The organism is Streptomyces sp. NPDC005774 (assembly GCF_042871645.1).
Classification (GTDB): domain Bacteria; phylum Actinomycetota; class Actinomycetes; order Streptomycetales; family Streptomycetaceae; genus Streptomyces; species Streptomyces pratens.
The window spans coordinates 223,735-243,958 of sequence record NZ_JBIAIV010000002.1; the positions used below are offsets into that span (position 1 = coordinate 223,735).

A 20,224-nucleotide genomic window follows, 5' to 3' on the forward strand; every position below is an offset into this window, starting at 1 on the left:
ACGATGAGCAGTACTACCAACCCATCGGCGCAGCACACGTCCACGATCGGTGCGATCGGGGCGCCGAGCCGGCGCAACACCGAGCTCGCGCTGCTGGTCTTCGCCGTCGTCATCCCGGTCTTCGCCTATGCCAACGTCGGCCTGGCCATCAACGGCGAGGTCCCGGCCGGCCTGCTGAGCTACGGCCTGGGCCTCGGCCTGATGGCGGGCATCGGCCACCTCGTCGTACGGAAGTTCGCGCCGTACGCGGACCCGCTGATGCTGCCGCTGGCCACCCTGCTCAACGGGCTCGGACTCGTCGCCATCTGGCGGCTCGACCAGTCCGAACTGCTGCAGCAGATCCATCAGGCGGGCACCGCCGCCCCCAGGCAGCTGTTCTACACCGCCATGGGCATCGCACTGTTCGTCGCGGTGCTGATCTTCCTCAAGGACCACCGCGTCCTGCAGCGCTACACCTACATCTCCATGCTCGGCGCACTGGTCCTGCTCCTGCTGCCGCTGGTGCCCGGCCTCGGCAAGAACCTCTACGGCGCCAAGATCTGGATCCAGATCGGCAGCTTCAGCATCCAGCCCGGCGAGTTCGCCAAGATCGTCCTGGCGATCTTCTTCGCCGGCTACCTGATGGTGAAGCGCGACGCGCTCGCCCTGGCCAGCCGCCGCTTCATGGGGCTGTATCTGCCGCGCGGACGCGACCTCGGACCGATCCTCGTCGTGTGGGCGGTGTCGATCCTCATCCTCGTCTTCGAGACCGACCTCGGTACCTCCCTGCTGTTCTTCGGCATGTTCGTGATCATGCTGTACGTCGCCACCGAGCGGACCAGCTGGATCGTCTTCGGTCTGCTGATGTCCAGCGCCGGCGCCGTCGGCGTGGCCAGCTTCGAACCGCACATCCAGACACGCGTCCAGGCCTGGCTCGACCCGATGCGCGAGTACCAGCTGAGCCGGTCCGGGGCCAGCGACGGCATCATCCACTCCGAACAGGCCATGCAGGCACTGTGGGCCTTCGGCTCCGGCGGCACCCTCGGCACCGGCTGGGGCCAGGGCCACTCCGACCTCATCCGGTTCGCCTCCAACTCCGACTTCATCCTCGCCACCTTCGGCGAGGAACTCGGCCTCGCCGGAATCATGGCCCTGCTCCTGCTCTACGCGCTGATCGTGGAACGCGGCGTGCGCACCGCCCTCGCCGCCCGCGACCCGTTCGGCAAGCTGCTCGCCATCGGCCTGTCCGGCGCCTTCGCCCTCCAGGTCTTCGTCGTCGCCGGCGGCGTCATGGGCCTGATCCCGCTGACCGGTATGACGATGCCCTTCCTGGCGTACGGCGGTTCCTCCGTCATCGCCAACTGGGCGCTCATCGGCATCCTGCTGAGAATCAGCGACACCGCCAGACGCCCCGCCCCCGCCCCCGCCGCCAACCCCGACGCCGAGATGACCCAGGTGGTCCGACCGTGAACAAGCCCCTGCGCCGAATCGCGATCTTCTGCGGCCTCCTCGTCCTCACCCTCCTCCTCCGCGACAACTGGCTCCAGTACGTCAAGGCCGACGAGCTGAGGACCGACAAGAACAACCGCCGGGTCGCCATCGAGCGGTACGCGTCACCGCGCGGCGACATCATCGTCGGCGGTGAGCCGATCACCGGACACACCACCACCGAGGGCGAATTCAAGTACAAGCGCACCTACAAGGACGGCGCCATGTGGGCGCCGGTCACCGGCTTCGTCTCCCAGGCCTTCGGTGCCAATCAGCTGGAGTCCATCGAGGACGGCATCCTCACCGGCAACGACGAGCGCCTGTTCTTCCGCAACACGCTCGACATGCTCACGGGCAAGGCCAAGGAGGGCGGCAACGTCGTCACCACCCTCAACGCCGACGCCCAGAAGGCCGCTTACGAGGGTCTGAAGAAGCAGGGCGGCAAGGGCTCGGTCGTCGCCCTCGACCCCTCCACCGGCAAGGTCCTCGCGCTCGCCTCCTTCCCCTCGTACGACCCGTCCGTGATCGCCGGCGGCAGCGACAAGGACGCCGAGGCGTGGCAGAAGCTGCAGAAGAAGGAAAACCCCGACGACCCGATGCTGAACCGGGCCCTGCGCGAGGTCTACCCGCCCGGCTCCACCTTCAAGGTCCTCACCGCGGCCGCCGCCCTGGAGGAGGGGCTGTACACGAGCGCGGACGAGAAGACGGACACGCCGCTGCCGTGGACCATGCCGGGCACCAACACCGAGCTGAAGAACGACGGCGACCTCCCCTGCGAGGACGCCACCCTCCGCGAAGCGCTCCGGGTCTCCTGCAACACCGTCTTCGGCAAGATCGGCGCCGACCTCGGCAACGACACGATGCTCGAGTACGCCAAAAAGTTCGGCTTCACCGAGGAACAGTTCGTCCCGGTCCGCTCCAGCGCTTCGGTCTTCTCCGACGACATGAACGAGTCGCAGACCGCGCTCTCCTCCATCGGCCAGTTCAACACCGCCACCACCCCGCTGCAGATGGCCATGGTCACCGCCGCCATCGCCAACAACGGCACCCTGATGAAGCCGTACACGGTCGACGAACTCCAGGCCCCCAGCCTCGACACCATCGAGAAGACGGACCCGGAGGAGCTGAGCAAGCCGATGTCGGCGGAGAACGCCCAGATCCTCCAGTCGATGATGGAGACCGTCGTCTCCGAAGGCACCGGCAGCAGGGCGAAGATCGACGGTGTCACCGTCGGCGGCAAGACCGGTACCGCCCAGCACGGTGTGGACAACAGCGAGAACCCCTACGCCTGGTTCATCTCCTACGCCAAGGGCGAGGACGGCAGCTCACCGGTGGCCGTCGCCGTGATCATCGAGGACGACAACGCCGTGCGCGGCGACATCTCCGGCGGTGGCCTGGCAGCCCCCATCGCGAAGAACGTGATGGAGGCGGTCCTCAAGGCCAAGCAGTGACCCCGCTCACGTCCGCTTCACATCGGTGCACGTTGCGGTACCGGTCCTGTATCGGCTGCGGTACTTGGCCAGGTCACACAAAGCGAGCCGGGTACCGTATCCCCGGACGGCAGCCTCCGGCCGCACGAACGTGCCGGCCGGGACCGACGGAGAGGGCTGGTAGGTAGCTATGGAAGAGCCGCGTCGCCTCGGCGGCCGGTACGAACTGGGCCACGTGCTCGGCCGCGGCGGCATGGCAGAGGTCTACCTCGGCCACGACACCCGCCTCGGCCGCACCGTTGCAGTGAAGACGCTCCGCGCCGACCTCGCGCGTGACCCGTCCTTCCAGGCCCGGTTCCGCCGGGAGGCCCAGTCGGCCGCCTCGCTCAACCATCCCGCGATCGTCGCGGTCTACGACACGGGCGAGGACTACATCGACGGGGTCTCCATCCCGTACATCGTCATGGAGTACGTCGACGGCTCCACGCTCCGCGAACTCCTGCACAGCGGCCGCAAGCTGCTGCCGGAGCGGACGCTGGAGATGACCATCGGCATCCTCCAGGCCCTGGAGTACTCGCACCGGGCCGGCATCGTCCACCGCGACATCAAGCCCGCGAACGTCATGCTGACGCGCAACGGCCAGGTCAAGGTCATGGACTTCGGCATCGCCCGCGCCATGGGCGACTCCGGCATGACGATGACCCAGACCTCGGCGGTCATCGGCACCGCACAGTACCTCTCACCCGAACAGGCCAAAGGCGAACAGGTCGACGCCCGCTCCGACCTCTACTCCACCGGCTGCCTGCTGTACGAACTCCTCACCGTCCGCCCGCCGTTCGTCGGCGACTCCCCCATCGCGGTCGCCTACCAGCACGTCCGGGAGGAACCACAGGCGCCGAGCGTCTTCGACCCCGAGGTCACGCCCGAGATAGACGCGATCACGCTGAAGGCGCTCGTCAAGGACCCCGACTACCGCTACCAGTCGGCCGACGAGATGCGCGTCGACATCGAGGCCTACCTCGACGGCCGGCCCGTCGCCGCCACCGCCGCGATGGGCACGGCCGGCTACGGCGGCTACCCCGACGACCAGCCGACGACCGCCCTGCGCTCGGACTCCGGCGCCGCGACGTCGATGCTGCCCCCCATGAACCCGGACGACGGCGGCTACGGCTACGACGACCGCCCCGGCCGGCGCCGCCAGCAGAAGAAGAACAACACCTCGACGATCCTGCTCGTCGCGTCGGGCGTCCTGGTCCTGGTCGGCGCCATCCTCCTCGGCCGCTGGGTCTTCTCCGGCAACGGAGGCGTGGGCAACGACACCATCAAAGCCCCGAACTTCGTCGGTCTCACGAAGGAAGCCGCGGACAAACAGGCCATCAACACCGACCTGGTACTCGAGTTCACGGAGAAACCCTGCGAGGACCAGGCCAAGGGCAACATCTGCGAGCAGGACCCCGAGCAGGGCACCGACGTCAAGAAGGAATCCACCGTCAACCTGGTGGTGTCCACGGGGGCGCCCAAGGTGGCGGTACCGAGCGTAGTCGGCGACAACATCGACGACGCCAAGGCGGAGCTGGAGGGCGAGAAGTACGCCTTCGTCGTCGAGACCAAGGAGAAGGAAGTCTCGGAGACAGCGGGCACCGTCCTCGAGCAGGACCCGGCTCTCGGCGAGGAAGTGGAGAAGGGCACCACCATCACCCTCACCGTCGCCAAGGCGGTGGCCAGGTCGACGGTCCCGGACGTCCTCGGCAGGACCTGCGACGAGGCCAAGACGCAGATGAGCGCCAGCGACCTGGTGGGCAACTGCACCGAGCGGGACGTCGACGACCCGAACCAGGTCGGCAGGGTCATCGAGACCACGCCGGGCCCCAACCAGCAGATCGACAAGAACTCCCAGGTGCAGATCGTCGTCGGCAAGGCCAAGGAGGCCGAGCAGCCCGAGAAGGTCGCCGTCCCGAACGTCAACGGCCAGCCCCTCGAAGCCGCCCGAAGGCTGATCGAGGAAGCCGGGCTGGCGGTCGGCGAGATCAAGGGTTCGCAGGATCCCAACTCCTTCGTCTTCCGCGCCGACCCGGGCCAGGGCAACCCGGTCGACAAGGGAACGGCAGTCACTCTGTTCACCGTGGACCAGGGTGGTAACGGCGGTGACAACGGCGGCGGCTTCCTCGGCGGCCTCACCGGCGGCAACAGGGACTGACCCCTCCGGACACGCCGGACGCGCCGGAGCCCCGGCACCCTCTGAAGAGGGTGCCGGGGCTCCGCCATGGGACCGCACTTGAACGTTGGTCCCCACACCGTACGCACCTTCGCCTCACACGGCTCGTTGATCGGGTGGGGCGGGCCGTCCGGGTTCTGCCCCGACCACGACAACGCAAGGGGCAGAGGGTGCTCAAGGAATCAGTACTTCTGGAATCGCAGACGCTGCGCAGCGGCGTCCTGGAACGCACGGACGTTCTCGACCGGGTCAAGGCCCTGTCACTGCTGCCGGACGGAATGCATGTGACGACGGCGATGGTGGCGACGTACTTCGAGGTCACTGTGAAGACACTCGAGTCAGTTGTTGAGGACCATCGGAACGAACTACGAGCCAACGGCTACCACGTCTTGACGGGTACGCGACTGACCCTCTTTAAGAGGGCCAGTGGGATCCAGTCGCGCTCCCGGTCCCTCGCTCTCTACTCCCGCCGTGCCGTCCTCAACGTCGCCATGCTCCTCCGGGACAGCGAAGTCGCACGTCAGGTGCGTGTCTACCTCCTGGACATGGAATATCTGGCGCGCACACAGCCTGTGGACAACCCAGTCCCCACCGAACCCTTCTCCTTCGATGCCCGCATCGACCAGCGCATCACCCACATCCTCGGCAGGACGATCGTGCCGATGCTCAACGCCTTGATCGCCACGTCCGGTGAACACCGCCTCGAGCTCCTCGAACTCCGCGAGGACATCGAGAACGTCGAGCGCAGGCTGTGCTGGCACCACAAGCGCCTCGCCACCCTGGAGGGGTCGGCCCCCGCGGAGAACGTCAGGTCGACGCTCAAGGCGATGACCTGGCAGGCGTTCGAACAGCACGTCGCCGACCTGCTGCGGCGCGACGGCTGCACCGATGTCGTCGTACGGCAGGCCCGCAGCGACAGGGGCATCGACGTCACCGGCCGTACCGCGGACGGGCGGACTGTGGCCGTCCAGTGCAAGAACCGGTCAGGACGCTGGACCGTGCCCAGTGCCGACATGCAGAAGTTCGCGGGCGCGGCGCGGGCCATCAACCGTGTGGACCTCGCGCTCTTCGTCGCCACCTGCAACTTCAGCCACGAATCACAGGCGATCGCCGACCTGACCGGAGTCGTCACGGTCAATCGGGAAGAAGTGGAGGCATGGACCGCCGGAGTGCGTCTCAAGGCTCTGCGATAGCAGCAGATCGTGAAGGCCCGAAGCCGCAAGAGAAAGTTGCGGCTTCGGGCCTCCGCCATGTTAGGCGACAAAGGTCCTTGAAGGCCCTTTGTCGCCTCAGCGCAGTTCCTTCGGCGGTGTCCGGTCCTCGTCGACCTTCTCCGTACGGACCAGTTCACCCCAGACGACATAGCGGTACTTGCTGGTGTACACCGGTGTGCAGGTCGTCAGGGTGATGTAGTGGCCGGCCTTCTTGCGGCCGGACTCCTCGGGGACCTTCGCGAGGACGTCCACGTTGTACTTCGAGGTCTCGGGAAGGATCGCGTAGGTCTTGTAGACGTACCAGGTGTCCTTCGTCTCGAAGACGATCGGGTCGCCGTCCTTGATCTTGTGGATGTCGTGGAACTTGGCCCCGTGGCCGTCCCGGTGCGCGGCCAGCGAGAAGTTGCCCTTCTTGCCGGACGTCGGCAGGGTCGCCTTCACCGGGTCGGTGTAGTAGCCGGCGACGCCGTCGTTGAGCACCTTCATCGTGGTGCCCTTCTCGATCAGGATGTCGTCGCCCATCGCGGGCACGTGCAGGAAGCCGATGCCGTTCTTGCTGTCGTAGGAGGCGGGACCGTCACCGGCGTCGCCACCGGGTCCCTGGGCCCATTTGTCGCGCACCTTGTCGGCCTGCTTGCCCGCCTCGCGGTCGGCGAGCACGTTCGTCCACCACAGCGAGTAGACGACGAACAGGCCGAGCACCAGGCCCGCGGTGATGAGAAGCTCCCCGAGTGCGCTGACCAGCAGCGCGCCCGGTCCCATACGGCGGCGGGCCGGAGGCGATGGTGACGCGGACATGGCGGTGTGCTCTTCGGTGTCGTCGGCGGTCGCTGCCACGTTTCCTCTGCCCTTAACTGACGAGCGCATCCGGCTTGCCCTTGCTGCGCGGCCGTTCCTCGTCCATCTTGCCCCAGACGATCATGCGGTACTTGCTGGTGAACTCCGGCGTGCACGTGGTCAGCGTGATGTAGCGGCCCGGTCCGGTGAAGATCGACCCCTTCGGGACGGGCTCGAGGACGCTCACGTTGCTCGGCGGCGTCACCGGCAGGATCGACGCCATCTTGTAGACGAAGTACGTGTCCTGCGTCTCCACGACGATCGGGTCGCCCGGCTCCAGCCGGTTGATGTACCGGAACGGCTCCCCGTGCGTGTTGCGGTGCCCCGCGACCCCGAAGTTTCCCTCCTTGTCGTTCGGCATCGCCGTCTTCAGGGCCCCCTCCGCGTAGTGGCCCACCATGCCCCGGTCGAGGACCTTCTTGCTGTCGATGCCCTCGGCGATCGGCACCACCACGTCCAGCTTCGGGATGTGCAGCAGCGCGAAACCCTGACCCGGCTCGAACGCGCCCGGCTTGCGCTTGCCGTTGGCCCAGTCGCTCTGGAGGTCGCTGGCCTCCTGGCCGGCCTGTGCCTGCGCACGCACATTCGTCCACCACAACTGGTACGTCACGAACAGCAGCATCAGCACACCGCAGGTGATGAACACCTCGCCGATACCCCGGCTCGCGACGACGGCGGGGCTCGCCTTCCGCTCCCGGGCCCGCCGCCGCGCCTCCACGCGCGAGAGCGACGCCTGAGGCGCACTGTGACCCTGCCGGACGTCATGGCCCTCGGAAGGGCTGTTCGCGCCGCCACGGTGCCCCTGGCGCCTCTTGGCGGCCTTCCTGCGCGCCGCCCGGCCCTCGGAAGCCACCGGGGGCTCCGTGCGCGCCCCGCCCGCCCCGGCCGTCCCGTACACCGCGTCCGCCGCAGCACTGCCCGTCGTGTACCCCGTGCCGTCCGTACGCTGCGCGCGCCCCACGCGCTGCGGCGGCGGATCGGGGATCCGCAGCGCCATCGTCTCCTCGTCGACGGACGGCAGATACGCGTGCTCGTCGACGGACGGCAGATACGCGGTGCTGTCGTCGGCCCCGGCAGCACCGCTGCCGGCCGACCCCGCGCCGCCATAGGGATAGGCGCCCTGCTGGGTGGTGTCGTACCAGTCGCCGCCCCCGAGCGTGCCGGGCGCCCCGTACGGCTGCTGCTGCCCGTACGAGGTCCCCTGCTCGCCGCCGGTGCCGTACGAGAAGCCCTCCGTGAAGGACTCCCCGTGTCCGGCGCCGGACTCGCGCTCGGGGCGCAGCGCGGTCACGCCGGCGACCTGCCCACCACCGGAGCGAGCCCCGCCGATCTCGCCACCGCTCCCTCGTCCCCGCACTCCACCAGCCAGTTGGCCAGCATCCGGTGACCGTGCTCGGTAAGCACCGACTCGGGATGGAACTGCACACCCTCGACGCGCAGTTCACGGTGACGCAGACCCATCACGATGCCGTCCGGCGTCCGGGCCGTCACTTCCAGCTCCACCGGTACGGTGGCCGGCTCGGCGGCCAGCGAGTGGTAGCGCGTCGCCGTGAACGGCGACGGCAGGCCCGCGAAAACGCCCTTGCCCTCGTGCTCGACCGGCGAGGTCTTCCCGTGCAGCAACTCGGGGGCACGGCCCACGACACCGCCGTAGGCCACCTGCATGGACTGCATGCCGAGGCAGACACCGAAGACCGGCACCCCGGTCGACGCACAGTGCCGCACCATGTCCACACAGACCCCGGCCTGCTCGGGAGTCCCGGGCCCCGGGGACAGCAGCACCCCGTCGAACCCTCCCCCACCTGCATACGCCGTCGACACCTCGTCGTTGCGCAGGACCTCGCACTCGGCGCCCAGTTGGTACAGGTACTGCACCAGGTTGAAGACGAAGCTGTCGTAGTTGTCGACGACGAGAATGCGCGCGCTCACTGGCTGTCCACCGTCACATCATTGAAGGGCAGCAGCGGTTCCGCCCAGGGGAAGACGTACTGGAAGAGGACATAGACCACAGCGGTGGCCAGCACGAGCGAGATGAGCGCCCTCACCCATCCGTTACCCGGCAGATGCCGCCAGATCCAGCTGTACATGCCGTCCCTTCCGTCGCACCACGGCACCAGACCCACGCCGTACGTCACCAGACTAACGGCGCAACGCCTCCGGTTTCCCGGCCTCCACAGGCTGCGTGGAGTCCGGATGGGCCCAGCCGATCAGCCGGTGCCTGTGCCCCCATTCCGGTTCGCACGTCGTCAGCGTCAGGTAACGGCCCGGACGCGTGTACCCGGAAGTACGTGACACAGGGCCGATCACCTCGATGTCCGTGGGCACGGTTCTGTACGGACCCCGGCCGATCCGGTACGTGAACCAGGTTGTCCCGTCGGTCACAGCACCACCGCGTCACCCCGTCCTAGCCGGGGAAAGTCCTTGGACGGGTCGTCATGGGTGCGCCGGTGGGCCGGTGGGCCGGCGACGGAGAAGCTGCCCTCGCGGCCCAGCCGCGCGGCGTTCACGTAGTGGCCGAGGCCCTTCTTCAGGGTGCCGGCCTCCGTGCCCTCGAGCACGGTCTTGTTCCACCTTGTTCCACGTGAAACCAAGACGCGGGATGTACATGATCGCGAAGGGCTTTCCCGCGACGCACGGCTTCGACTCCGAGGGGCCGCCGGGGGAGATGCCGGGAGATGCGCCGGCACCGGAACTCGCGGTGGGCACGGGCGAGGACGCGGCGGCCGGCGTCGTGGACCTGACGGCCGGCAGAGCACTCTCCCTCGCCCACTGGTCCTCGAGGAGCGCGATCCGGTCGTCCATGACCTGACCGGCCTGACCCCGGCCCGGAAGAGGACATGGGCGACGAAGAGCACGATCAGGGTGCCGACGGTGACGCACAGCTCGCTGACGGTCCTGACGATCCCACGCACCGGCGACTCCCGGCCTCACCCCGGAGCCCGCCCCGGCCCGGAGTCTGCCCCGCGGCCTCTACTCCACGGGCTTCGCGTAGTGCAGGTCCACTGTGCCCGAGTAGCCGGGCAGAGTTATCGGCCCGTCGTCCTCGACCTTCCAGCCGAGCCCGTAGACATTGACGTACACCATGTAGTTCTGGATCGACGAGGAGGCCGCGAGCGCGTTCTTCAGCTTCTCCGGATCACCGACCGCCGTGATCTTGTACGGCGGCGAGTAGACGCGGCCCTGGAGAATCAGGGTGTTGCCCACGCAGCGCACCGCGCTGGTGGAGATCAGCCGCTGGTCCATGACCTTGATGCCCTCGGCACCGCCCTGCCACATCGCGTTCACCACGGCCTGGAGATCCTGCTGATGGATGACCAGATAGTCGGGTTCCGGCTCGGGATATCCGGGAAGCTTGGCGGTGGCGTCCGGTGGAGCGTCGTCGAGCGTGACCGTGACGGCCTCCCCCTGGAGCTCCTGCGTCCCCGCGCGGTGCTCCAGGCCGGCGAGTTCGTCGTCCTCCGCCGCACTCCTGCCGGCATCGCGCTCGGCGAGGGACTCGACGTCCCCGCGCAGAGCCGCGTTGGACTTCTCCAGCACACCGTTCTTCCGGCTGCGCTCATGAATGAGGTCGGACAGCTTCAGCAGCGAGTCGTCCGTGCGGATGTTGGTCCCCTTCGCCGTGTCGAAGCTGGTGAAGAAGAGCAGACCCGCGAGGGCGAAGACACCCGCGGTGAGGATCCGGAGGGGCCGGAAACCCCATCGGCGGACAGGACTGGATCCCGTCCCGGGAGAGTCGGCAGAATTGCTCAACGTACCCTTATCTCCTTCGGCGCCACGGAAGGACTACGCTAACGGACGCCCGGGGGAGCGCTCGGAGTCCCCTCCCAACCGCCCCGAGCCCGACCCAGTTCCCTGCGCGGCCACGCAGCGCATCGACAGGAGAGACCCTCGTGCCGAAGTCACGTATCCGCAAGAAGGCCGACTACACGCCGCCGGCGGCGAAGCAGACGACCGCCCTCAAGCTGACCAGCCGCTCCTGGGTCGCGCCGGTGATGCTGGCTCTGTTCCTGATCGGCCTGGCCTGGATCGTCGTGTTCTACGTCACCGACGGCAAGCTGCCCATCGACGCTCTGGGTAACTGGAACATCGTGGTGGGCTTCGGCTTCATCGCTGCCGGATTCGGCGTCTCGACGCAGTGGAAGTAGCGCCCGGCAGCGCTCACCACCAGCTGGACCAAGCCCTGCCCGGAGCTGCCCGACGGCTCCGGGCAGGGCTGTCCTCAGCTCCGGGCAGGGCCGTCCACCGAGTTATCCACAGGCGTTTCCACAGCGTGGGGAAAAGAAACGACGATCTGTGGATAACCCGCCGGACGTTGACGCCTGTGTAACAGAAGTACCGGTAACCGAATACCCGTTCGCACGCCTCTGACCTGGGAAAACACCGGCCAGTGACATCGGGCACAGATGTTCCCGCACGGTGTGCACAAGATCCGCCACATGCTGTGGACAACGTGCCCTCAGACGAGCTGAACCGTCCTCACCAGGGTTATCAACACGACCACGGCAAGAACCAGCGCACAGGTTCCGTACTGGATCAGCGCTCGCCGCTCACGCGGCGCATGGACCATGGCGTATCCGATCACGACACCGGCGACAAGTCCTCCGATATGGGCCTGCCATGCGATGTTGCTCCAGCCGAAGGTGAAGATCAAGTTGATCACCAGCAGGGCGATGATCGGCCGCATGTCGTAGTTGAGCCGCCGTACCAGGACCGCGGTCGCGCCGAACAGCCCGAAGATGGCGCCCGAGGCACCGAGCGAGGCCGTGGACCCCGAGGCCAGCAGATAGGTCAGCGCGCTGCCCGCCAGGCCTGAAATCAGATAGAGCGCGAGATAGCGGGCCCGGCCGAGGGCCTGCTCGAGCGGGCCGCCGAGCCACCACAGAGCGAGCATGTTGAAGGCGATGTGCCAGATCTCCTCGTGCGTGAACATCGAGGTGACCAGGCGGTACCACTCGCCCTCGGCGACACCCTCGGTGGGATTGAACGGCACCGGGGGCCAGACCCCGATCAGCACGAGATGGTCCAACAGTGACGACCAGACATGCACCGCGATGAACACCGCGGCATTGATCCCGAGAAGGATCTTGGTGACCAGCCGGGGGTCCGCGGCGACGGTGCCGCCCGCGATCGTGCGGGGCATGGAGGCCGTGGGCGCATGGCCGGTTGCCGAGCCTCCGCGGACGCATTCGGGGCACTGGAACCCGACCGAGGCGCTGATCATGCACTCGGGGCAGATCGGACGCTCGCAGCGGGTACAGCGAATGCCGGTCTCACGGTCCGGGTGGCGATAGCAGACGAGGACGCCGTGGGCGTCCTGCGGGCTGCCGGCAGCCTGGTCGTCCATGGGTTCCCCTAGGTCGTGTGGAAAAGCCCCGCCCCGCCCATCCTTACGGATGAGCGGGGCGTTTGGTTCCCTCTGGGGGCTTGCGCACTCCTCGGGGACAGGGCAGTCCTCAGCCCTCGCGGATCTCGACCGACTCGATGACGACGTCATTGAGCGGACGGTCGGTGCGCGGGTTGGTCTGCGTGGCCGCGATGGTGTCGATGACCTTCTGGCTCGCGGCGTCGGTGACCTCGCCGAAAATGGTGTGCTTGCGGCTCAGCCACGCCGTCGGAGAGACGGTGATGAAGAACTGCGAGCCGTTGGTGCCCGGACCCGCGTTGGCCATCGCCAGCAGGTAGGGCTTGTCGAAGCGCAGGTCCGGGTGGAACTCGTCCTCGAACTGGTAGCCGGGACCGCCGGTGCCGTTGCCCAGCGGGTCTCCGCCCTGAATCATGAAGCCACTGATCACCCGGTGGAAGACCGTGCCGTCGTAGAGCTTGGCTGTGGACTTCGCCCCGGTCTCCGGGTGCGTCCACTCCCGCTCGCCCTTGGCGAGCTCGACGAAGTTCTTGACGGTGATCGGCGCCTGGTTCGCGAAGAGCCGGACCTTGATGTCGCCGTTGTTGGTCTTCAGGGTGGCGTAGAGCTGGTCAGCCACGGTGTGCCTTCCGTTGTCTTTCGTAACTCCCTGATCCTCGCACGGACGGGGCGCACAGTCGCCCGTCGCCCGCTCACAGGGGGCAACAGGACCGAACAGCTTGCGGAAACCGGGTGAGTGCCGCCGCGACGGGGGCACTCGGCAACGATCCGTGGCATTGTCGACGAACCAGCTCCCGTTCCCCCGCATTCATCCGCTATTGCACTCGATCAATGCCATCGGCACCCATATGCCCGCCCACACATGCCCGGCGTCGTCGCGGGATGCATGATCCGTAAAAGGGTGGACAGTCGAAAAACGTACGCCACCGAGGAGGAGGAACCGTGACCCGCATCGAAAGCGTGCGCGCCGCGACTGATTCGGCAAAGGACAGCGTGCTGCACGCCGCGGACGTGGTGGCGCCCTACGCCGACACAGCCAAGGTGAAGGCCGCGCACTACGCGCAGGAAGCACGCGTACGGCTGGCGCCCAAGGTGACACAGGCCGCAGGGCATGCCCTGGTCCAGTACGGCACCCATGTCCAGCCATACCTGGAGCAGGCCCGCACCCATGTGCCGCCGAAGGTCGATCTGGCCGCCCATGAGGCCGCCATCCGCACCCGCAAGACCGCCCAGCAGGCGGCGGACTACTCCCGGCCGAGGATCGAACAGGCCAGGGCCGCCGCCGGCCCGGCGAAGGACGAAGCGGCGGCGCGCAGTGCGGCGGTGCTGGCCGCCCTGCGTGGCCAGGTCTCGGCCCAGCAGATCCAGAAGCTGGTCCGCAAGCAGCAACGGCGCGCGAAGGCCGGTCGTGCCGCGAAGGTGATCGTCGTCCTGGGTGCCGTTGCCGGCGGCGCCTTCGCCGCCTGGAAGTGGTGGGACAAGCAGGCCAACCCGGACTGGCTGGTGGAGCCGCCGCCCGCGACCGATGTCCGGGACTCCGGCACGCTGACGTCGGTGGACGGCAGCCGCGGGGCCACGCTCGACCCCGAGGTCCGGGCGGAGGAGGCCGAGGAGGCCGCCAAGCGCGACGAACAGCCATAGGCCTGTCCGCGCGGCGGCACACCCGCCTGCGCTGTCAACAGCCCGGTGGGGCAGGAGAGTTCAGCGCCTCCTGCCCCACCGGGCTGTTTCACGTGAAACAGGCCCCGGGGAGCGGCGAACGGGAGCCGGGCGGCGGAAAGCCGGGAGTCCTGGAAGCCTGGGCTACGGCGGGGGGCCGGGGCCGAAAGCCGGGAAACGAAGTCGGAAGCGGGGAAAAGAAGCCGACGCAAAAACCCCTCCCACCTGCGTTTTCGCAGGTGGGAGGGGTTTTTTGTGGAGCCTAGGGGAGTCGAACCCCTGACATCTGCCATGCAAAGACAGCGCTCTACCAACTGAGCTAAGGCCCCGTGGACAAAGCGTCCACCAGGAAGAAGAAACATCCGGGCGGGCGCCAGAACCAGAGTACCGGGTCACCGGGGGGGTTCCGCAAAAAGGATTGGGGGTCCCCGTGACCGACCACTCTCCGTAAGATGCTTGGCGTGGTTCGCTACAGCGAAGCACGGTTCTTGGGGAAGCGATGGGGAGACGCAATGGACGCCGCACAGCAGGAAGCCACCGCAAGAGCGCGGGAACTGCAGCGGAACTGGTACGGGGAGCCACTGGGGGCGCTCTTCCGTAAGCTCATAGACGATCTCGGCCTCAACCAGGCTCGTCTCGCGGGGGTACTGGGACTGTCCGCTCCGATGCTGTCGCAGCTGATGAGCGGCCAGCGGGCGAAGATCGGCAACCCCGCCGTGGTCCAGCGGGTACAGCTGCTGCAGGACCTGGCGGGACAGGTCGCGGACGGAAGCGTCAGCGCGGCCGAGGCGACCGAGCGCATGGAGGAGATCAAAAAGTCGCAGGGCGGCTCGGTACTCAGCAACACCACGCAGACGACGAGCGGTTCGGGGGCGCCCACGGTCAAGCGGGTGGTGCGTGAGATCCAGTCGCTGCTGCGCTCGGTGGCGGCAGCCGGTGACATCATCGACGCCGCCGACACTCTCGCCCCGACCCACCCCGAACTGGCAGAGTTCCTCCGGGTCTACGGCGCCGGCCGCACCTCCGACGCGGTCACGCACTACCAGTCCCACCAGAACTGAGGCCCCGGCGGCCGGAGGGGGCCGGCAGCCGGAAACGCGGGAGGGACAGCCGGGGGGAGTCGAACCGTTCGTCACGGGGGAAGCAGTCGAGGGGAAGCAGTCGGCGGGAGGCAGAACGTGAGCCAGAAGGGGTAGGGCAGGGCCAGGCACGGCACCGCTGGGGGAGGAGCGACGCACAGCCATGGGTGAGGTCTTTGCCGGCCGGTACGAACTGGCCGACCCGATCGGGCGCGGAGGTGTCGGTGCCGTCTGGCGTGCCTGGGACCACCGTCGCCGCCGCTACGCGGCCGCCAAGGTCCTGCTGCAGAGCGACGCCCACTCCCTGCTCCGTTTCGTGCGCGAGCAGGCCCTGCGGATCGACCACCCCCATGTGCTCGCCCCGACCAGCTGGGCCGCCGACGACGACAAGGTTCTGTTCACCATGGACCTGGTCGCCGGCGGTTCACTGGTCCACCTCATCGGCGACTACGGTCCCCTGCCGCCGGTGTTCGTCAGCACCCTGCTCGACCAGCTCCTGGCGGGGCTCACCGCGGTGCACACGGAAGGCGTCGTCCACCGCGACATCAAGCCCGCCAACATCCTCCTGGAGGCCACCGGCACGGGCACGCCGCGGCTGCGGCTGTCCGACTTCGGCATCGCCATGCGGCTCGGAGAGCCCCGCCTGACCGAGACCGACCTGGTGGTGGGCACGCCCGGCTATCTCGCGCCGGAGCAGATGATGGGCTCCGAACCGGATTTCCCCGCAGACCTGTTCGCCGTGGGCCTGGTCGCGCTGTATCTGCTGGAGGGCGCCAAACCGGATGCCAAGGCCCTCATCCAGTACTTCGACGAACACGGGACGCCCGGGGCTCCCCAGGGCGTCCCCGAACCGCTGTGGCAGGTCGTGGCCACACTGCTGCAGCCGGACCCGCAGGCGCGGTTCCGTACGGCCACGGGGGCGCGCAAGGCCTTGGCGGCGGCCAGGGATCTGCTCCCGGAACCCGGGCCCGACGACGAAGTGATCGAGATCTTCGACCAACTCGGCCCGCTTCCCACGGGCTTCGGCTCCGACGGCCCACTGAAGGCGGCCTCGGGCGTGCGCTCGGAACGGGGCCAGGGCAGGGGCCGCCCCGGAGCGGAGGGTCGATATCCGGAGCACGGGGAGACGGGCCGCCCGGGGAACGCCCGACCGAGGGACCTCGGACCGGCGGCGGGCGCCGGAACACCAGGTGCCGGAACGGCGAGCCCGGTGTTCCAGCCCTTCGGCGGAGGCCACAGCACTCCGGCGTCACCCGGTTCATCCTCCATAGGCAGCGGTACCAGTTCCACCGACCCGCGCCAGGGCACCACCCCGGCACCACATTCCGCCCCCCACACCACCTGGCCACCCGCCTCGGGCACCGGCCCTCCTCCGGTACCGTCCGTCCCCCCACAGCCGCCCTCCATGTCGGACACCGGCAGCTTCCACCTTCCACCGCCCCAGGCCACGGTCACCCCCTCCCTCTCGCCCTCGCCCGTTCCGCCGCGTCATGCGCCCACGCCGGCGGCGCAGCCACAGGCGCCGTTACCGGCACCGCCTCGGGTACCGGGTCCGCCCCAGCCGCCGTACAACGCGCAGCCGCAGGTCGTCCACTCCGGCTCCGTGTCCCCCGTATCCCCTCACGACCCCACTCACCCGCTGCGCTCCCCCCTGCCCCGGCCGTCCACGCATCCCCGTCCCGCGTCGCACCGCGCCGATCCCTCCACCGCCGAATACACCGCCGGGGTCCCTGATGCACCGTCCCAGGGCAGGGCAGGGCCACGGCACGGAGCGGGCAGCCGACGTCGTCGCCGTCCCGGCCCTCCCGCGCGGGTGGCCGTCCCTCTCCTGCTCCTGGCCCTGGCCTGCTACTCCGTGGGGTTCTGGGCGCTCACCCGAATCTGAAACCCCTGCCGCTCCACGGACCGCCGTCCCGGGAACTGCCTTCCTAGCCCGGGGAGACAGTTCTCCGCCGAGCCACCGCGGTCCACACCCCGAGGCCCACCAGCAGTGCGCTGCCGGTGCCGATACCGCCCACCGCGAGCGCCGTCATCATGGTGTCGTCGTTCGCCGGCCGATCCGCCTGCGGCCCGTCCACCGCTGCCTCGTGGTCCTGCTCACCGGCCGCGAAGACGTCCGACGGCACGGGCTCCCCCGCGTATCCGGGCCCGTCCTGTGCCGTCCCGCTCACGCGCACCCGCAGTGTCAGCGGGACGGGCCCGTCGCCGAAGTCGTCCGCGACCTTCTCCGCGAGGTGCGCGACGAGGTAGTACGAGCCGGCGAAACGCATCGCCGCGACCTGGCTGTTGGGTGCGTGGCGATTGGCGTACGCGACGTGGGGCAGCGGGGAGAGGCTGCCCGACTTCTGCCTGCCGTCGTAGCCGATGCCCACGTCCGCGACATGTCCGCGTACGGGGTTGTAGAGGTCCAGGTCCAGTGCGGCGGGGACGAAACCGGTACTGCCCGAGCTCGAACTGCCCAGTTCGGCAGTGGCGTTGAACTGCCGGCCCCAGCCGACCGGGACCTTGTAGAAGAGCGTCCGGCCGGGTCGGATGTCGTCCCGCCAGACTCCCTCACCAAGAGGGGTGGCCTCGGTGAAACCGGCGCCGCCGGCACGCCGTCGGGCCTCCCCGGCGACGGGTTCGGGCGAGGCGGAGTTCCACGCGTCCGGCGCGGTCGTCGCTCCGGCCTGCGCCGGCCGCGGTTCCGACACGGTGGTGAGCTCCAGCTCCCAGGCGTCGGGGGAGGCGCCCTTCCCGTCCGGATCCGCGCGTTCGACGGCCACGTAGTACGTACCGGCGTCCTTGCAGAGGGACCGTCGGGGAGAGATCTCGCGCGCGGCCCACGCGGCGACCGGGTGCGGGCTGGCGGCGGCGCCGAAGGTCGCCGTGTCCACGTCGCAGGAGCGTCCGTCACCGTCCTGTACGGACACCTTGACGCCGTCGATGACAGCGGCGCTGCCGCCGCCCGGCGGGACGGCGGTGGCGGAGGCATAGACGTTCGAGGTGTCGTCGAGTTCCAGGCGGTAGTGGACCGGGCCGCTCGCCGGGAGGGTGCTCCGATAGGTACGGCCGGTCTCCAGCTGCACGGCGTCCGCGGTGCTCAGGGCTCCTTCGACCCGCGGCGCGCCCTCCTCGAAGGCGTAGCCAGGGGCCTCTGCGGCGACCGCCTCCTGCCCCGTGGACAGGCCCGGCAGGCCCGGCAGGCCCGTCAGCAGCACCGCGGCGAGCGTCACCACTCCCGCGCGTCCGGCCACCGGGATCCGGCCGCCCCTCGCCGCCCGTGCACGCCGTACCCACGCAGTACACCGCCGTGCCCTCACGCGCCACTCCTCGTCGTCGCCGGACGTCGCACCGTGACCATCCTGCCCCGCGGACAAGGCCCGTCGGCAAGGCCCCCACACCCACACAAAACCCCGGCCGCGAGTGCGGCCGGGGTCTGTTCAGCGTCGTATGTCGGTACTCACGAACCCGTGGGCACGGAGTCAGTCGCCTCCGTCCACAGATCCTGCTCGGCGCGATCCGCCTGGATCTGGCGGTACACGAGGAGTCCGCCGATGGCGGCCAGTGCGACCAGGAGAAGCTTCTTCACCGCGCGACCTCGTCTTTCTTGACGTAGGGGACCTCTGGCGCCCGACTATACACACCGGCCGAGACCGATCGGTGACCTGCGTCGGCCCGTCAACTCCCCTCCTGAACTGCGCAGTAGAAGCAGGAAACAGTGGCCGGGCCGGAGGGTGATCACCCCCACACGGTCGGTGATTTCAGCCACCTCCCTCCATGAACTTCCGCTTTTCGCCCCTCTTGCGCCCATCCGAGTGGTGTTCATCTGAACATCGACGCGCCACGTACGCAGGTCCACCACTTCGCGGCCCGCATACACATCATGAGGAAAGTACGCAAATCGCCCGACCCGAAAGTGAGGGGCCATGGCCCGGAACAAGGTCATGAAGCTGTGGACCGCCATCATCACCGCCTTCCTCGCGCTGTGCACGGCGCTCGGATTCATCACCACGACCGCCTCCGCGGCCGTACCCCGGACCGAGACGACGCGCAACAGCGAGCGCGCCCCGGACGTGACGGCGCCGGCGACGTCCGTCCGGCCCTGGTCCCATGCGAGGGCCCTGCCCCCCACGATGAAACAGCGCATCCGCGCGGAGGCCCACGGCGCATCCCCCGGCTGCCGCCACCGCTCGCTCGCGAACCCGGCCCCGGCCCCTGATCCGGCCACCTCCACGCCCTGCTCCGACGACGACACCCCGCCCCCGACGGAACCCCTCAGAGGCAGCGTCCCGCTCCAGCGCTGAGGCCCGGAGCCCCACACCCGCAGCACCCCTTCCGTGCCGTTCCGGCTCCCCGAAGTCCCGGCGAACTCGCGTACAGCCCCAACGGCACGCGAAAACAGCCCGGCAGCTCGAACACGAGCTGCCGGGCTTCCCCATGCGCCCACCTCCACGTCCCCACCCACCGGCTCATCAGGGTCCAAGGGGCACGTGCACACCCCGGGCCCCTGCCACAGCGGCGAAGGGAGCGAAGGAAGGGCGTCCAGGCCACGCCCCACGACGGGACGGGACGCGGCGGGACGGGACGACAGAACGATGGAAACGAGTCCAGGCGGAACAGGGCCACCACAACCACATCGGCCACCCCACGCCGCCCGGTGCAGGCCGCAGACGCCTCGCCCCACCCCACCCCCGAGTGAGCTCCGCCGGCCACACCGCACACCAGACACGGCACACCACACACCGCACCGCGCGCGGAAGCCCTCGGAGACACCGAAAACCCCCGGCCGTATCGACCGGGGGTCTCGCAGTGATGTGGGGCTAACAGGATTTGAACCTGTGGCCTCATCCTTATCAGGGATGCGCTCTAACCAACTGAGCTATAGCCCCGCCGCGCTCTGCGGTACATGTCCCGCGCGCTGACTCCTGAAGATTAGCGCACGACCGGGGCAGTCCCAAAATCGGTTGTCGGAGGGCGGT

18 protein-coding genes, 2 tRNA genes and 1 pseudogene are annotated in these 20,224 nt (G+C 68.6%); 9 read left to right on the forward strand and 12 right to left on the reverse strand.

Annotation, left to right across the window (positions count from 1 at the left end; all coding sequences use genetic code 11):
- The first annotated feature begins 3 nt into the window (after positions 1 to 3).
- From ACFYQA_RS03235 to ACFYQA_RS03250, 4 genes are all read left to right on the forward strand, one after another.
- Positions 4 to 1,449, forward strand: a complete 1,446-nt coding sequence (locus ACFYQA_RS03235; protein WP_388910813.1) for an FtsW/RodA/SpoVE family cell cycle protein — start codon at positions 4 to 6, stop codon at positions 1,447 to 1,449.
- Positions 1,446 to 2,918 carry a peptidoglycan D,D-transpeptidase FtsI family protein gene (locus ACFYQA_RS03240; RefSeq protein WP_388910816.1) on the forward strand — a complete coding sequence of 491 codons (1,473 nt, stop codon included), beginning with the start codon at positions 1,446 to 1,448 and terminating at the stop codon, positions 2,916 to 2,918. The genes ACFYQA_RS03235 and ACFYQA_RS03240 overlap by 4 nt, the downstream gene beginning before the upstream one ends.
- Before the next feature lie 169 nt (positions 2,919 to 3,087).
- Complete coding sequence (gene pknB / locus ACFYQA_RS03245) at positions 3,088 to 5,094, forward strand: Stk1 family PASTA domain-containing Ser/Thr kinase (RefSeq protein ID WP_388910819.1); 2,007 nt, start codon at positions 3,088 to 3,090, stop codon at positions 5,092 to 5,094.
- A gap of 188 nt (positions 5,095 to 5,282) precedes the next feature.
- The gene (locus tag ACFYQA_RS03250; RefSeq protein WP_388910822.1) at positions 5,283 to 6,305 is read left to right on the forward strand and encodes a restriction endonuclease; all 1,023 of its coding nucleotides are present in this window, start codon (positions 5,283 to 5,285) and stop codon (positions 6,303 to 6,305) included.
- Positions 6,306 to 6,401: 96 nt separating this feature from the next.
- On the opposite strand, the gene ACFYQA_RS03255 is transcribed toward ACFYQA_RS03250, so the two are convergent.
- From ACFYQA_RS03255 to ACFYQA_RS03280, 6 genes and pseudogenes are all read right to left on the reverse strand, one after another.
- Positions 6,402 to 7,163: a class E sortase gene (locus tag ACFYQA_RS03255; RefSeq protein ID WP_388910824.1), complete on the reverse strand. Its 762-nt coding sequence runs from the start codon at positions 7,161 to 7,163 to the stop codon at positions 6,402 to 6,404.
- A gap of 13 nt (positions 7,164 to 7,176) precedes the next feature.
- Positions 7,177 to 8,454 carry a class E sortase gene (locus ACFYQA_RS03260; RefSeq protein ID WP_388910826.1) on the reverse strand — a complete coding sequence of 426 codons (1,278 nt, stop codon included), beginning with the start codon at positions 8,452 to 8,454 and terminating at the stop codon, positions 7,177 to 7,179.
- The gene (locus ACFYQA_RS03265; protein WP_388910828.1) at positions 8,451 to 9,092 is read right to left on the reverse strand and encodes an aminodeoxychorismate/anthranilate synthase component II; all 642 of its coding nucleotides are present in this window, start codon (positions 9,090 to 9,092) and stop codon (positions 8,451 to 8,453) included. Before ACFYQA_RS03265 ends, ACFYQA_RS03260 begins: the two co-directional genes overlap by 4 nt.
- Complete coding sequence (locus tag ACFYQA_RS03270; protein ID WP_332429303.1) at positions 9,089 to 9,250, reverse strand: hypothetical protein; 162 nt, start codon at positions 9,248 to 9,250, stop codon at positions 9,089 to 9,091. Before ACFYQA_RS03270 ends, ACFYQA_RS03265 begins: the two co-directional genes overlap by 4 nt.
- Before the next feature lie 52 nt (positions 9,251 to 9,302).
- A pseudogene (locus tag ACFYQA_RS03275) lies at positions 9,303 to 10,075 on the reverse strand (class E sortase).
- 58 nt (positions 10,076 to 10,133) lie between these two features.
- Positions 10,134 to 10,913 (reverse strand): DUF881 domain-containing protein, encoded by a 780-nt coding sequence (locus ACFYQA_RS03280; RefSeq protein ID WP_388910830.1) that lies wholly within the window; start codon positions 10,911 to 10,913, stop codon positions 10,134 to 10,136.
- A 140-nt stretch (positions 10,914 to 11,053) separates the two neighbouring features.
- Here ACFYQA_RS03280 and crgA point away from each other — a divergent pair, with 140 nt between their 5' ends.
- On the forward strand, positions 11,054 to 11,308 hold the full coding sequence (crgA, locus tag ACFYQA_RS03285; protein WP_388910832.1) for a cell division protein CrgA: 255 nt from the start codon (positions 11,054 to 11,056) through the stop codon (positions 11,306 to 11,308).
- Positions 11,309 to 11,619: 311 nt separating this feature from the next.
- Here crgA and ACFYQA_RS03290 read toward each other — a convergent pair whose 3' ends face one another.
- Both ACFYQA_RS03290 and ACFYQA_RS03295 read right to left on the reverse strand, forming a co-directional pair.
- Entirely contained in the window at positions 11,620 to 12,507 is an 888-nt protein-coding gene (locus tag ACFYQA_RS03290; protein WP_388910834.1) for a rhomboid family intramembrane serine protease, read from the reverse strand.
- 109 nt (positions 12,508 to 12,616) lie between these two features.
- Entirely contained in the window at positions 12,617 to 13,144 is a 528-nt protein-coding gene (locus ACFYQA_RS03295) for a peptidylprolyl isomerase (protein WP_388910835.1), read from the reverse strand.
- Between the two features lie 323 nt (positions 13,145 to 13,467).
- Here ACFYQA_RS03295 and ACFYQA_RS03300 point away from each other — a divergent pair, with 323 nt between their 5' ends.
- On the forward strand, positions 13,468 to 14,166 hold the full coding sequence (locus ACFYQA_RS03300; RefSeq protein ID WP_388910837.1) for a DUF5324 family protein: 699 nt from the start codon (positions 13,468 to 13,470) through the stop codon (positions 14,164 to 14,166).
- A gap of 274 nt (positions 14,167 to 14,440) precedes the next feature.
- On the opposite strand, the gene ACFYQA_RS03305 is transcribed toward ACFYQA_RS03300, so the two are convergent.
- Positions 14,441 to 14,513: transfer RNA gene (locus ACFYQA_RS03305), tRNA-Ala, on the reverse strand.
- Positions 14,514 to 14,696: 183 nt separating this feature from the next.
- Here ACFYQA_RS03305 and ACFYQA_RS03310 point away from each other — a divergent pair.
- Both ACFYQA_RS03310 and ACFYQA_RS03315 read left to right on the forward strand, forming a co-directional pair.
- Positions 14,697 to 15,245 carry a helix-turn-helix domain-containing protein gene (locus ACFYQA_RS03310; protein WP_386393972.1) on the forward strand — a complete coding sequence of 183 codons (549 nt, stop codon included), beginning with the start codon at positions 14,697 to 14,699 and terminating at the stop codon, positions 15,243 to 15,245.
- A gap of 181 nt (positions 15,246 to 15,426) precedes the next feature.
- Positions 15,427 to 17,148: a protein kinase gene (locus tag ACFYQA_RS03315; protein WP_388910839.1), complete on the forward strand. Its 1,722-nt coding sequence runs from the start codon at positions 15,427 to 15,429 to the stop codon at positions 17,146 to 17,148.
- A gap of 43 nt (positions 17,149 to 17,191) precedes the next feature.
- Here the strand turns inward: ACFYQA_RS03315 and ACFYQA_RS03320 are convergent, their stop codons facing one another.
- Together ACFYQA_RS03320 and ACFYQA_RS03325 are read right to left on the reverse strand one after the other, a co-directional pair.
- Positions 17,192 to 18,499, reverse strand: coding sequence for a hypothetical protein (locus ACFYQA_RS03320; RefSeq protein ID WP_388910841.1), 1,308 nt, complete (start codon positions 18,497 to 18,499; stop codon positions 17,192 to 17,194).
- 206 nt (positions 18,500 to 18,705) lie between these two features.
- Positions 18,706 to 18,834, reverse strand: coding sequence for a DLW-39 family protein (locus tag ACFYQA_RS03325; protein ID WP_003999697.1), 129 nt, complete (start codon positions 18,832 to 18,834; stop codon positions 18,706 to 18,708).
- Between the two features lie 337 nt (positions 18,835 to 19,171).
- On the opposite strand from ACFYQA_RS03325, the gene ACFYQA_RS03330 reads away from it, so the two are divergent.
- Complete coding sequence (locus ACFYQA_RS03330; RefSeq protein ID WP_388910843.1) at positions 19,172 to 19,549, forward strand: DUF6344 domain-containing protein; 378 nt, start codon at positions 19,172 to 19,174, stop codon at positions 19,547 to 19,549.
- Between the two features lie 511 nt (positions 19,550 to 20,060).
- Here the strand turns inward: ACFYQA_RS03330 and ACFYQA_RS03335 are convergent.
- Positions 20,061 to 20,134: transfer RNA gene (locus ACFYQA_RS03335), tRNA-Ile, on the reverse strand.
- Positions 20,135 to 20,224: the final 90 nt, after the last annotated feature.